Origin of the sequence: Macrococcus sp. PK (assembly GCF_022501545.1) — a bacterium.
Taxonomy (GTDB): Bacteria; Bacillota; Bacilli; order Staphylococcales; family Staphylococcaceae; genus Macrococcoides; species Macrococcoides epidermidis.
In genome coordinates, this window is record NZ_JAEPRF010000002.1 from 182,917 (window position 1) to 196,499 (window position 13,583).

At 34.6% G+C, this 13,583-nt stretch carries 11 protein-coding genes; 7 read left to right on the forward strand and 4 right to left on the reverse strand.

Annotated elements, in window-relative coordinates; genetic code table 11:
• The first annotated feature begins 29 nt into the window (after positions 1-29).
• From JJJ02_RS01280 to JJJ02_RS01295, 4 genes are all read left to right on the forward strand, one after another.
• Positions 30-3,929, forward strand: a complete 3,900-nt coding sequence (locus JJJ02_RS01280; RefSeq protein ID WP_240836976.1) for an Ig-like domain-containing protein — start codon at positions 30-32, stop codon at positions 3,927-3,929.
• 109 nt (positions 3,930-4,038) lie between these two features.
• The gene (locus JJJ02_RS01285) at positions 4,039-4,674 is read left to right on the forward strand and encodes a hypothetical protein (RefSeq protein ID WP_240836978.1); all 636 of its coding nucleotides are present in this window, start codon (positions 4,039-4,041) and stop codon (positions 4,672-4,674) included.
• Between the two features lie 192 nt (positions 4,675-4,866).
• A complete protein-coding gene (locus JJJ02_RS01290) occupies positions 4,867-5,409 on the forward strand; it encodes a phage holin family protein (RefSeq protein WP_240836980.1) in 543 nt (180 codons plus the stop codon).
• Complete coding sequence (locus JJJ02_RS01295) at positions 5,399-6,838, forward strand: LysM peptidoglycan-binding domain-containing protein (protein WP_240836982.1); 1,440 nt, start codon at positions 5,399-5,401, stop codon at positions 6,836-6,838. Before JJJ02_RS01290 ends, JJJ02_RS01295 begins: the two co-directional genes overlap by 11 nt.
• Before the next feature lie 219 nt (positions 6,839-7,057).
• Here the strand turns inward: JJJ02_RS01295 and JJJ02_RS01300 are convergent, their stop codons facing one another.
• The 4 genes from JJJ02_RS01300 to JJJ02_RS01315 form a co-directional block, all read right to left on the reverse strand.
• Positions 7,058-7,489: a YolD-like family protein gene (locus JJJ02_RS01300; protein WP_240836985.1), complete on the reverse strand. Its 432-nt coding sequence runs from the start codon at positions 7,487-7,489 to the stop codon at positions 7,058-7,060.
• Positions 7,486-7,755 (reverse strand): hypothetical protein, encoded by a 270-nt coding sequence (locus JJJ02_RS01305; RefSeq protein WP_240836987.1) that lies wholly within the window; start codon positions 7,753-7,755, stop codon positions 7,486-7,488. Before JJJ02_RS01305 ends, JJJ02_RS01300 begins: the two co-directional genes overlap by 4 nt.
• A 289-nt stretch (positions 7,756-8,044) precedes the next feature.
• A complete protein-coding gene (gene rpsD, locus JJJ02_RS01310; protein WP_096076146.1) occupies positions 8,045-8,647 on the reverse strand; it encodes a 30S ribosomal protein S4 in 603 nt (200 codons plus the stop codon).
• 219 nt (positions 8,648-8,866) lie between these two features.
• Positions 8,867-9,343: a GAF domain-containing protein gene (locus tag JJJ02_RS01315; protein ID WP_239242542.1), complete on the reverse strand. Its 477-nt coding sequence runs from the start codon at positions 9,341-9,343 to the stop codon at positions 8,867-8,869.
• 136 nt (positions 9,344-9,479) lie between these two features.
• Between JJJ02_RS01315 and ezrA the strand changes: the two genes are divergently transcribed.
• From ezrA to thiI, 3 genes are read left to right on the forward strand one after another with little or no spacing between them, the layout of a single operon-like run.
• Positions 9,480-11,180, forward strand: a complete 1,701-nt coding sequence (gene ezrA, locus JJJ02_RS01320) for a septation ring formation regulator EzrA (RefSeq protein WP_239242541.1) — start codon at positions 9,480-9,482, stop codon at positions 11,178-11,180.
• A gap of 55 nt (positions 11,181-11,235) precedes the next feature.
• Entirely contained in the window at positions 11,236-12,372 is a 1,137-nt protein-coding gene (locus JJJ02_RS01325) for a cysteine desulfurase family protein (protein ID WP_240836990.1), read from the forward strand.
• Positions 12,369-13,580 (forward strand): tRNA uracil 4-sulfurtransferase ThiI, encoded by a 1,212-nt coding sequence (gene thiI, locus JJJ02_RS01330; RefSeq protein ID WP_240836991.1) that lies wholly within the window; start codon positions 12,369-12,371, stop codon positions 13,578-13,580. The genes JJJ02_RS01325 and thiI overlap by 4 nt, the downstream gene beginning before the upstream one ends.
• Positions 13,581-13,583: the final 3 nt, after the last annotated feature.

A 13,583-nucleotide genomic window follows, 5' to 3' on the forward strand; every position in this document is an offset into this window, starting at 1 on the left:
GCGGCTTTTTAATTTAAAGGAGGGTATCAATGGATATTAATAGTATCAAAACGAAAATTAAACAGCACAAGCACATAACCCTTAAACAGAAAGATAATACATCACCTATTGAACTATATCTATGTGGTAATGACGGAAAAGTAATGAGCACGTTAAGCGGACAGGCAACAGTAACTTTACTTGATACAGTGGATAAAGTAGTAAGAGCCACGATCAACGCAAATGTTTCTGGTGGTAGTATCTCATTTGTTGTCACACAACATTTAAAAGCAAATCCACACAATTTAGAAATTACGATTGATGGTCGTAAATTTCCCTCAGATGGTGAGTTTACTATTCAAGTTGCATCAACACATGATATGGCCGAACTAAATATTATTAGTGGTATAACTAAAGAACAGATTATTAATAATTTAACAAGCGATGTAAAAGTATATTTAAGTCCAATCGTAACGGGATATATGAGTGAGAACGCATCATTATTTAAAGGCGAACCATTTAGATACACCGACTTTACATCTACTCAATTGGCAGCATTAAAAGGAGCAAAGGGTGATACCGGCGCACCTGGTGCTAAAGGTGAACCATTTAAGTATAGTGACTTTACAGTAGAACAATTGAATAATCTAAAAGGCGATAAAGGAGATACAGGTATACAGGGGCCGCCTGGTGAAAAAGGGGACGGACTTCAAATTGATGGTGTTGTTGCTACAGTTGATGAATTGCCTACAGGGACTACTAAAAACACTTACTTAGTAGGCACTACACTTTATTTTAGAAACTCTGGCAGTTCTACGTGGGTTAAAGGTCCAGATATAAAGGGAGTAGACGGTAAAGCCGGAACTGTGGTGACAGTAGCGAATGGTTATCTAGTTTTGGATGGTGTACAAACTAATACTAAATTAGATTACAATCCTGACTTCACAACGTTTAATAATCATATTAACGATAATATTAAACATATTACTGCTGCTGAACGTACAGCATGGAGTGGTAAAGCGAATGCAACGCATACACATGTAATTAGTGATGTTACAAATCTTCAATCAGCGTTAGATGGCAAAGCATCTGCCGAACACAGTCACGATACTGTATATAGCAAATTAGGACACACACACGCTATTTCAGAAGTAACAGATTTACAATCAGCATTAGATGGTAAATTAACTAAAGCACAAGCTGATACGTTATATGCGCCTATAGGCTCATCAACAGGTACACCAACCGCACCATACAATGTTTTAACTTACATTGATGTCGTTGCAAAATTCGGATTGAAAGATACTTCATTAGCTGAGAATGCATCATTTGATAACTATGACGGTATCAAAGCGTGGGCTAACCATGTAAATAACAATAGTGGCTATGATTATTACGTTGATCCACGCGTAAAAGAAATTCGTTCGCGTAGATACAGACAAGTAGACAATGAACAAAACACGTTAGCGGGTACACCGGACGACATCATTTGGAAGGGTAAAAACTTCCGCATTTTCGGTAACGGTGTAAAATTCGTATCAATGCCGACGGAAGGGTTTCAGCGTGGTTTTGATTATATTGTCGGTGATTACTACCGTTCAAAAAATTGTCATTTAAATTTATTTAAATTTGTTGGTTGTGAAAGTTTCAGCATTGAAGGGTTGATAGTTGACGGTGAAAGCCAAAATATCACGTTCCCGACAACAGCAACACAACAAGAAAACGCCAATATTAAATATAACGGCAAGACTTTAGCAGAAACACATGGACACATGGCTGAATTTACAGGTTGTCGATTCTTTGATGTGAAACGTTCAAAATTCTTAAATGCATCTGTAGACTGTGTAAACATCTCATCACTTATGAATATGTCTACATTTAAAGCTAAACATACAGACTTCTTCACGTTCGATGAATGTGTATTTTCTGGTGGTGGAAGATTATCGTTCGCAATGATTGGTGGTACTAACTTTGAAATCACTCGAAGTGAGTTCACTAATGCCGGTACAATTAAGAACTCACAAGGTAAGCAAATCTTCTACAGTCCAGCAATGGGATTAGACATTGAACCACATTTCAGTGAGATTGCAGGAGATAACGACACAGCAAGTAAGTGGCGCTCAGACAAATGGAATGGTCATGCGAAGATACGACAATGTCTATTTGATAACAACGCCGGTGGTGGTGTAGCGAATACATCAACAATGCTTACGAAATTCTTAATATTTGAACAGAACGTATTTAAACCTGGTACTGCTGGTAAAGGTAACTACTACATGATTAACTCATCGTTACGTGGATGTAAATTCATTGATAATGATTTTAGAGGTGGCATGACAGATGGTAACTATGCGAAGATTATTCCTTTCGGCGCAGGATTGGTAAATGAACAGACTGGTGTTATTAACGGTGAACCATCAAATGCAACAACTGAATTCATCGGTAATAGCTTTGAAAAGTGTGATTTCTGGACAAATTACGATGGAACACAGACATATAATGATGTCAACGCTGGGCAGTACGGTTTACACAGAGTATTCTTTGAACGTAATAACTTCTTAGACTGTTTAGTTCAATATAAAAACAGACGACAATTCACATTCATTAACAACGTGTTTAACTGGTCATCATCAGAAAGTAAGACGACACAGTTATTAATGCGTAACAGTATATTGAAAGATAATATCTTCAAATCTGATAAATCGGGAGCAATCACATTTGATTTCGGTAGTGGCGATCAATTATCAGTCATCGAAAATCTAATGGCACAAGTTGGTAAGTTTACGATTGTTAGCACATCTAAAGCTACTAAAGTTAAGACACGAAACGATGAAAACTTGGACATCTACTATCAGACACCTTTAATGGATTATCTACTTGCTAACGGTGGCACAGGTGGTACACCAACACAACCAACTGATACGACACCACCTAACGCACCGACAGTAAATACGGTATACGCTAACAGCACAACAATAACAGGTACTGCTGAGGCGAATAGTACCGTATTATTCACAGGTGGATTTACAGGTCAAACAACTGCAAATAGTAGTGGTTCATTTACGATTGTTGCAAGTGGTTTAGTAGCAGGTCAGACAATCACAGTCAAAGCAAGAGATGCAGCAGGAAACATTTCAACAGGAACGACTGTAACGATTCAAGCAGCGCCATCTAGTGATACGACTAAACCAGTAATTAATGATGTAGGAAACTTCACAACATACTTATTAATTACAGTAAGTGAACCAAGTACAGTAACTGTAACAAGACCAAACGGCACATCATCTACTGTAAATACTGAAATCGCAGGTTCGACTCATGTAGCGGAATATAATTACACTTCACAAGATACATCAGGAACATATAAATTTATAGCTAGAGATGCTGCAGGTAATGTGAGCACTGAATTTAGCGCAAGTTTACCAGGATATACTACAACTACACCAACAACAGGAAACTTATGGCCTACAACATCATTTAACTTCACAGGTAAAACGATTCCACAAGCCGGAGGTAGCGCTAGTAAGTTAGCTGTAAACTCAGCGTTCACAGTATCTAATAACGAGGCTCACACGTTAGATATGACTGGTAGTGGAGATACAATCACATTTAATACTGTGGCTGATAGAACGAAATGGGGATTCTTTACATTAGAACCTAACACGCAATACACAATCAGAGTGAAAGCAAGTGATACAATCGCTAATGCATCAGACTTAGTGACAATGATTGGTGTAGGCAACTACATCTGGCCGAACCCACGCGTGGTGGATATTACATTTACTACAGATAGTGCTGGTAAGTGGGGTTATGACTTTAACGGTGTGACTTATGGTAATGCAACATCGTCATTTGTATTCCATCGCTCTAACGGTGGTAAGGCTTCTGTTACGACATATAAAATATGGTTAAATAAAGGTTCTGCAAGTACAGCGACATGGTCCTCATAAATTTATGACACCTCATAATGAGGTGTCTAATTAAATTTAGAACACACATTCTCTTATCATTTTCTTTTGGATAGAGTATATTTAAAAGAAAAATTAAGGGGATATTTGAATGGATCAATTTGTAAGAATGCCTGGTTATTGTGATATATGCGGTAGAGTTTATCAACCAAATGGAATAGGTCTTGCAGGTGATGTTCGAGATGCAAATTTCGGTAATATCATTTTAGGAACTTGCCCAGTAGATGGTGGTGTAATTAGAGGGATACCTGGGCGTTATGATTTGATAGATGGAATATTGAATGTTAAAGCAACTTCGAATATTAAAGAATTAAATGCAATAATTAAAGTTTTAAAGAATGTTAAAGCTTATGAAAGCATTGAAGATGTAGAGCGAAAACTAAGTGTGGTTGGTGAGGATTACTCGCTGGTAATTGATTTTATAAAATCGATAATAGCACACCCACATATAAAGAATATTCATATTGCTATAAATATAGTATTGGGTTTAATTGCAATAGCTGGTTTTGGATTGCAAGTTAAAGATGAACTCACAGAATCAACTACCGACAAAAATACTACTGAATTAGTTAAGATAGAAAAAGAAAAATTAAAAGAAAAAAAGAAACAAACAAAAATTTTGGAAAATATTCAATGTAATAATGACGAAAAAAGAATGCCGCATTTAGAGAGAAAATCTAAAATTAAAGAAAAAAAGAAATCAAAATATAAAAAAGGAAGAAAGTAGGTTATTTCATGTTGATATTTTTAATGATAATGATGATCTTAATATTTTTTTCTTCAACTTTATTTAGCATTGGCCAAAATGCAAGGATACGAAAACTAGAAGAAAAATTAAAAACAAAATAATATCCAACCTCTAACTTTAATTAGTTAGGGGTTTTTATTATACAAAAATTTAAATTACAGGAGTGATGGAATGCATATAGACGCAGATGGTATAAGTTTTGAACACTTATCAATATTAAAATTTTATTTATTAGGTACGGATTTAAGAATGATTTACATTTTATTAGCGTTTATGACGTTTGATATTATGACAGGCGTTTTTAAAGCGTGGCAACAGCATAATTTATGGAGTAGAAAATCTATGTTTGGTTATTCAAGAAAACTATTAATTTTCGGAATAGTTATTATGGCTAATCTAATGGATCAAATACTTGAGCTAAACGGAGTATTGTCGATTGCTACAATTCTTTATTACATAGGAAATGAAGGATTAAGTATAGTGGAGAACCTTGTGATATTAGGAGTACCAGTTCCTGAATTTTTAGCAGAAAAATTAGCAATATTAGCTAATGGTAAACGTTCAATCACTACTGATATTAAAGAAGAGTTTAGCACTAAAAATTCACCTGATTTACCTGGAGGCGAATTAGAAGTAAAGGTAAAAGTTGAACCGGAAGAAATTAAGAATATGAATAATAACTATGGTCCGGAGGTATACAAAAATGGCAGATAAACCAATCATGAAATATAAGATTCAAACAAAATACGTTGGAGCCCCAAAATATCGTTATAGAACTGGTAAACCGACGTGCGTTGTTTTGCATGATACAGGTAATGATCGCAGTAATATAAATGGTGAAATTTCATGGATGTCTAGAAACATAAATGCTGCTTTTGTTCATGCATGGGCAGATGGCGATAATATCATTGAAACAGCCGATACTAACTTTTTGTGTTGGGGAGCTGGCCCAGGAATCAATAGTGATGCGTTACAAATTGAATTAGTACACGAGCACACTAAAGAACGTTTCTTTGAGTCTGTAGATAGATGGATTTTTTGGGCAGCGTATCAGTTATACTATTATGATATTAAACCGTCCGATGCAACTGATGACGGTGTAGGAACTATTTGGACTCATGAAGCAGTATCAAAATTCAAAGGACGTACAGATCATGTGGACCCTATGCCATATATTAAATTGCGTTCGAAGGCGTTAGGATATGAGATAACTTGGAAGATGATTTATCTAAAGTTAGTAGAATATTATAACGTTCTTGAAGCTGGTGGAGATACATCTGAGATTGAACGAATTGATGAACCTATTAAAACTAAAACTACTTCAGTTAAATCGACTAAAACTGAGAAAATACCTAACTCAATCAAAGTAGAGAACACAAAATGGCTTAGCACTATTGCGAAAGAATATAATGTTTCGCTAGACCATCTTATAAAAATTAATAGATTCAAAAAGAATGAGCGTATCAAAAAAGGTACGCTTATTTATTTAGTCAAAAATACTAGTGATGAAAAGAAATCGCCTAAATCTACTTACAAAGTAAAAGAGAATGATACATTGTGGGGCATAGCAAAGAAACATAATCTTTCATTAGAAGAGATTAAAGCGTTAAATAATTTAAAAACTAATATAATTTTTGAAAATCAAATCCTGAAGATTAAAAAAGATAAAGTAATTAAAAAGAAAGCACCTATTAAATCAAATAAATTAGTAGGACTAAAAACTAAAGAAGAAATGTTAGCATTCGCAAATGCTTCTGTAGGACACTATTTCGATTACGATGGAGCCTTTAAATTTCAGTGTTTTGATTGGGCTAACGCCTATTGGCACCAAATGTTTAAACATGGTTTTACTGGCATGCAGGCAGCAAATATTCCACAAAATAATATGGCTCAACTATTAAAAGAAGGTAAAGTATATAAATTTGGTGGAGATATAAAAATGGAAGAAGGGGACCTTCCAATTTGGGATTGGGACCCTAATAGCACAGAAGACTTTGGTCATGTAGCAGTTGCAATAAAAGTTGGAACTACAGGTATGACGGTTGTAGAACAAAACGTAGATGGCACAGCAAGTAAACCAGTGAACATTAGAACGTGTAATTTTAATGGTGTAGCGTGGTTTATTAGACCGAACTTTAAATAAATATGTATTTAGCCACAAGATATAAACCCTTACTGTTTTGATAGCAGTAAGGGTTATTTTTTATTTGTCACAAATTAGAAAAGATGTTATATTATTTTTAGATATGGTAGACGAGTATTCATATTCGTTAACTTTCCACCCTGTAATACCTTTTGGTGTTGCAGGGCTATTTTTATGGCTAAATAGCCGAATTATATTAACTTCGTTCATTTTACCGAATCAAATAACCTCGACAATATATTTAAATTCCAACTTCCTTTTCTCTCTTGTATAACAATCAAACACTTCTACTAATTTCTCGTGTTCAATTATCTTTTCAATTACAACATCAAATTCATGTATTTGATGATCTTCAAAGTATTTAACGATACAAGCTGATGGAAAGATTGCATAGTGATGTATTTTGATATTTATCTCTATCAACTGTTCATCAGATAAGTAGGGCATATATTGATACATCTGAGATTTAATTTGTCTTCTTACATCTTCATATTGCTGTGGCATCGTAGCAAATGGGGCCCACTTAATCATGCCGCGTCCTTTCGGAATATTACGTTCCAAGTACTGTGGTGGAATATTTTTATAATTAGTTTCATTTAACATACTGTTAGGGACTTGTGGGTGGATTGGATTAAGATTATGGCACTTCATTTTCTATCATTACTTTCTTGTATGATGCAATATACCTTATCAGGATCATTGTCTATTCCGTTTTCAATCGTGATATTGATTGGTAATAAAGAAAATTCACGCTGATTTGACTCTGTAATTAAATCATCTTTATATAACATATGATAGATTTTAGTTTTTGGAACAATTTCATCAACCTCTTTTAAACCAAACTTTCTTTCTTGATATTGATCTTTAATAATTGAATAAATAGTTTCATCAATAATTGTACATTCTAAACAGTTCACGTTAATCATCTCCTTTCAAATATTATAGAACATATGTTCGTATTATTTCAAGGTACTTATGATTAAATTAATTAATGGATAAAGTAAAAATCACTTCAAAGAATATTGAAGTGATTAAGTACCGTGCCCGCATAATTTAAAAAGTTCCACCAAAGTTCCACCAGTTTCATACTAAAACATACTATAATATGCTAAGTTGATAAAAAATAGAGAAAAATAAAAAACGCTACACCCCTTGATAATAAAGGGATTGTAGCGTTTGATGATTAATAAGATATAATCTATCTTATTAACGAGAATAGTACTCAACGATTAATTGTTCGTTAATTTCAGCAGATAATTCGCTACGTTCTGGAACGCGTACGAAAGTACCTTCTAATTTTTCTGCATCGAAAGTTAAGTATTCAGGAACATGGTTAGATAATTCAACTGACTCAACGATGATGTTTAATTTTTGTGATTTTTCACGAACTGAAATCACTTGACCAGGTTTTAATTGGTATGATGGGATATCTACGCGAGCGCCATCTACCATGATGTGACCGTGGTTAACTAATTGACGTGCTTGACGACGTGTACGTGCTAAACCTAATTGGTATACTACTGCATCTAAACGAGATGCTAAAAGTGCCATGAAGTTAGCACCGTGAATACCTTTCATTTTACCAGCACGGTCAAAGATTGTGCGGAATTGACGTTCGTTGATTCCATACATGTAACGTAATTTTTGTTTTTCTTGTAATTGTAAACCATACTCAGATAATTTTTTACGTTGGTTAGGACCGTGTTGTCCTGGTGCGTAAGGGCGTCTTTCTAATTCTTTACCAGTGCCGCTTAAAGAAATTCCTAAACGACGAGATTTTTTCCAAGTTGAACCTGTAAAACGAGCCATAATGTGACTCCTCCTCTTATTTTGTTTTTTATGTAAAAAACAAAAATATGATAAATGCTTAAGTCGATATGGTGTCATTCCGTGTCTTCGCCTTATAGCTTCAGTTACACAACACGCCAACATAGGGGACACTATAGAGCGCCTTAATATTTATCTGCTATCTTCGTTTATTCACATAGATGTTATTATAACATGTTAATATGTATTGTCAATAACGAATTAAACTAATTTTGATACGTGTTTCTCAAGTATTGATACGAAATTTTCTAAGCCTGCCTGATCTTCAGCAGTAAAGCGATCTTTAATTGGCGCATCGATATCCAGCACGCCAAAGACACTATCGTTGATGATGATCGGTACAACGATTTCAGATTGACTTGCCGCATCACATGCGATATGACCAGGAAATGCATGGACATCTTCGATACGCATCGTTTTTTGTTCGCTCACTGCAGTACCACAAACACCTTTTCCGACAGGGATTGTTACACATGCTGGTTTACCCTGGAAAGGTCCAAGTTGTAATTGACCATTTTTCATCGTGTAGAATCCAACCCAGTTTACGTCAGTAAGAAATTCATTGAGCAGTGCACTCGCATTTGCCAGATGACTTACAATATCATCTTCTCCTTCAAGCAAAGCATCAAGCATTTGATTGAGCGTTTTATAATTATTGATATGACTAATTTCAAACATACTATCACTCCATTTTTAAAATTCTTATTGTTAGTATTCATTAGTGTAACGAATTTGAGAACTTTTCACAATTAATTGTTTTTGTAATACCTATTTTACGTTATAATAGGTAAGAGTACTTTGGAAGGAATGAAAATTGATGATATATGCCATAGTTGGAATAATCGTATTAATACTAATTGTTATTGGTATTTTGTTTTATTTAAGAAATCAAAAAAGAGCAAGTGTTGAGCGTGTTGAAGCAAGAAAAAATGAAATCAAAAATTTACCGTTCCAGGATGAACTCGTAAAAGTGAAAGTTTTAAATTTATCAGGTCAGGCAAATAACCGTTTTGATAAATGGAAAAAAGAATGGCAGACTGTTTTAAATGAAGATATTAAAGCTTGTGAGTTAACTATAAATGATGCGGATGAAGCGCTTGATAAATTTAAGTTTAAAGAAAGTGAAGAGAAGGTTGCAGAAACCCATCATTTACTGGATCAGATTGAAAAGAAATATCAGCATTTTACTGAAGAGATTAATAATTATCTATCTTCAACAAAAGAAGATGATAGAAAGTATGATGACTGTAAGATTATTTATAGAGAAGCTAAACGTGATGTGTTAGCGAACCGTCATCAATTTGGAGAAGCTGCTGATCCGCTGGAAGCTCAAATTGAAACGTATGCACCAAAAATTGAAGTATATGAAGGTTTAGTTGCAGCGGGAAATTATGATGATGCACATGAACATATTACTGCGCTACATAATGAAATGACACGTTTAAAAGAAGATATGGAAGATATCCCATTACTTATTCGTGATGTCCAAAAAGAATTGCCGGGACAGTTTCAGGATATTCGTTTCGGATGTCGTGATCTGAAGATTGAAGGTTACAATTTAGAGCATGTTAAAGTGGATAGTAATCTACAAACATTAAAAGGTAAGCTTAATTTAGTAGAACCATTAATCGCAAGACTACAATTAAATGAAGCAGAAGCGATTATTAATGAAATCAATGACTCACTTGATGAAATGTTAGAGTTAATCGAATATGAAGTGAAGGCTAAGAATAACGTAGAGACAACGAAAGAAAGCATTACCGATCAGTTATTCCATGCAAAAGATATGAATTATACTTTACGCACTGAAATTGAATACGTAAAAGAAAGCTATTATATCAATGAAGAAGATATTCAAAAAGTTCGTCAGTATGATAATGAGATTCAAAGTTTAATTACAGTTTATGATGAAATCTTAACTGAAACAGCTAAATCGAGTATTCGCTATACTGAAGTTGAAGATAATCTGAAATATATCGATGATCATGTGAAAGTTATCAACGATAACCAGGATAAGATTCAGCAGCATTTAACAAATTTACGAGAAGATGAGCAGGAAGCGCAAAAGAACATATTAAAGATTCAGGCTAAGAAAGAAGAGATTTATCGCCGATTACTTGCATCGAACTTATCAAGCGTACCTGAACGTTTTATTATCATGAAGAATGAAATTGATATTGAAACACGTGAAGTGCACCAACTATTCAATAAACGTCCGATGAATGTGACACAAGTCCGTGATAAAGTAAACAAAGTATTAATTACGATGAATACATTTGAAGCAGAAGCGGTTGACGTCTTAGAAAATGCGAAGTATGCTGAGAAATTGATACAGTATGGTAATCGATACAGAAAAGAAAGACCAGATGTAAACAAAGATTTAAACGAAGCAGAGCGATTATTTAGTAACAACCGATATAAGCGTGCGGTAGAGATTGCAGAAGCTGCGATTGAGCGTGTTGAACCTGGTGTTACGGAAAAGATTGAAGCAAGTGTATTAAATCAAAGACAATAATAAAGCATTAAAAGACTTGAATTCGTTCAAGTCTTTTATTCATTGAGGTGAATTTATGAATTATTTAGATAATTGTGCAACAACAAAACCAGATCCGGAAGTATTAAATACTTTCAATACAGTCAATACGAAATATTTCTATAATCCAAGCAGTCCTCACGGCAAAGGTATAGAAGCGAGTAAATTACTTGAATCCGCTCGAGATCAGATTAAATCATTATTAGGATTAACCCATCAATCAGTTATTTTTACGAGTGGTGCAACAGAATCAAATAATCTAGTGATAACTGGTATGGCACGCAGTAAGAAACAGTTTGGAAAGACAATCATCACTTCTAAACTTGAACATCCATCAGTGTTAGAAACAGTAAGAGCACTGGAAGAAGAAGGTTTCAATATTAAATATGTTCAGTTTAATGATGATGCCACGCTTGATTTAGTCCATTTTAAATCGATACTTGATCAGGATGTCATTATGGTTTGTTTAATGCATGTTAATAACGTGATGGGTGCAATTTTACCGATAAAAGAGATACATGATATTATTCAGGAATATCCAAAGATTCATTTTCATGTAGACTGTGTTCAGTCCTTTGGTAAACTGCCAATCGATGCTGAACTGATGGATAGTTTTGTATTAAGTGGTCATAAATTTAATGGCCTAAAAGGTCAAGGGATATTGGTGTTTGATCAACTCGTAACAATTACTCATACATTGTTCGGCGGTGGTCAGGAATATGGTTTTAGAAGCGGCACAGTAAATGTTGCAAGTGACGTATCTTTGGCAAAAGCGATGCGTATCGCTTTAAATGAACAAGATGATAATTTTGAACGTATGAAAGCATTTAAAAATACTCTAGAATCTAAAGTGAGTCAGTATCCTTGCATTCGTGTAAATTCAGTAAAAGACGGTGCACCGCATGTTGTTAATATTTCATTTGTCGGAGTAAAAGGTGAAGTTATCGTCAATAGTTTTTCGAAACATGGTATTATGATATCTACAACGAGTGCCTGTTCATCAAAGCGAGCAAAGTTAAATGAAACATTAACTGCACTCCATGTACCAGAAGATGCGATTACTGGAAGTGTACGTATTTCTTTTGATAAATATACGACTCAGGCACACATTGAAGCATTTTTGAAAGCATTTGAATTGATCTATGAAGAGATGAAGGAGCTATTAAAACGATGAAATTTGATCATATTTTAGTAAGATATGGTGAACTGACATTAAAATCAGGTAACCGTAACACATTTGTTAACCAGTTAAAAAGTAATATAAAATATGCTTTAATCCCTTTAGAAGGATATAAAGTATTAGCGAATAGAGATAGAATGTATGTTGAAGTAACAGAAGATGCGAACGTTGAAGAGATTATGCGTCGTATTTCTAAAGTATTTGGTGTGCACTCAGTAAGTCCTGTCGTTAAAGTAGAAAAAGATATCGAAGCAATTAAAGAAGCGGCTGTTGTATTAGCTAAAGATATTGATGAACCAGGCAAAACATTTAAAGTGGATGCGAAACGTTCTGACAAAGGGTTTCCGTATGAAACGTTTGATTTACAACAAATTCTAGGTGGAGAGATATTAAAGCACATCGAACATTTAACTGTAAAAGTGAAAGATCCAGATTACAAGCTATTAGTAGAAATTCGTCGTGATGCAGCATACCTTTACTCACGCGTTATTAAAGGCGCAGGTGGATTGCCGGTTGGTACAGGTGGAAAGACATTATTAATGTTATCTGGAGGTATCGATTCACCGGTTGCAGGAATTGAAGTGATGCGTCGCGGCGTTACAATTGAAGCAATACATTTTCATTCTCCACCATTTACGAGTGAAGAAGCGAAGCAAAAGGTTATAGATTTAACTCAGATTATGGCGGAAACTGCCGGTGAAATTAAACTTCATCTCGTACCGTTTACTGATATTCAGAAGATGATTCATAAGACAGTGCCTGAGAATTTAACGATGACCTCAACGCGCCGTATGATGATGCGTATCGCTGATCAATTTGCCCGTCAAATTGATGCGAAAGCACTTGTCAACGGAGAAAATTTAGGACAGGTAGCTTCTCAAACATTAGGCAGTATGTATGCCATTAACGCGGTTACAAACCTACCGATTCTACGCCCTTTATTAACGTATGATAAAGAAGAAATCGTAATTAAAGCGAAAGAAATTGGTACGTATGAAACGTCTATCTTACCATTTGAAGATTGCTGTACAATATTTACACCGAAAAATCCTAAGACTAATCCTAGACTAGACAAAGTTGAAAGCTTTGAAAGTAAAGTTGATTTTGATGCAATGATCAAAACTGCGATTGAAGGTATAGAGACAATCACACTTTCAAAAAATAATCAAAAAACAGAAAGTGACTTCTCTGACCTTTTATAAGGA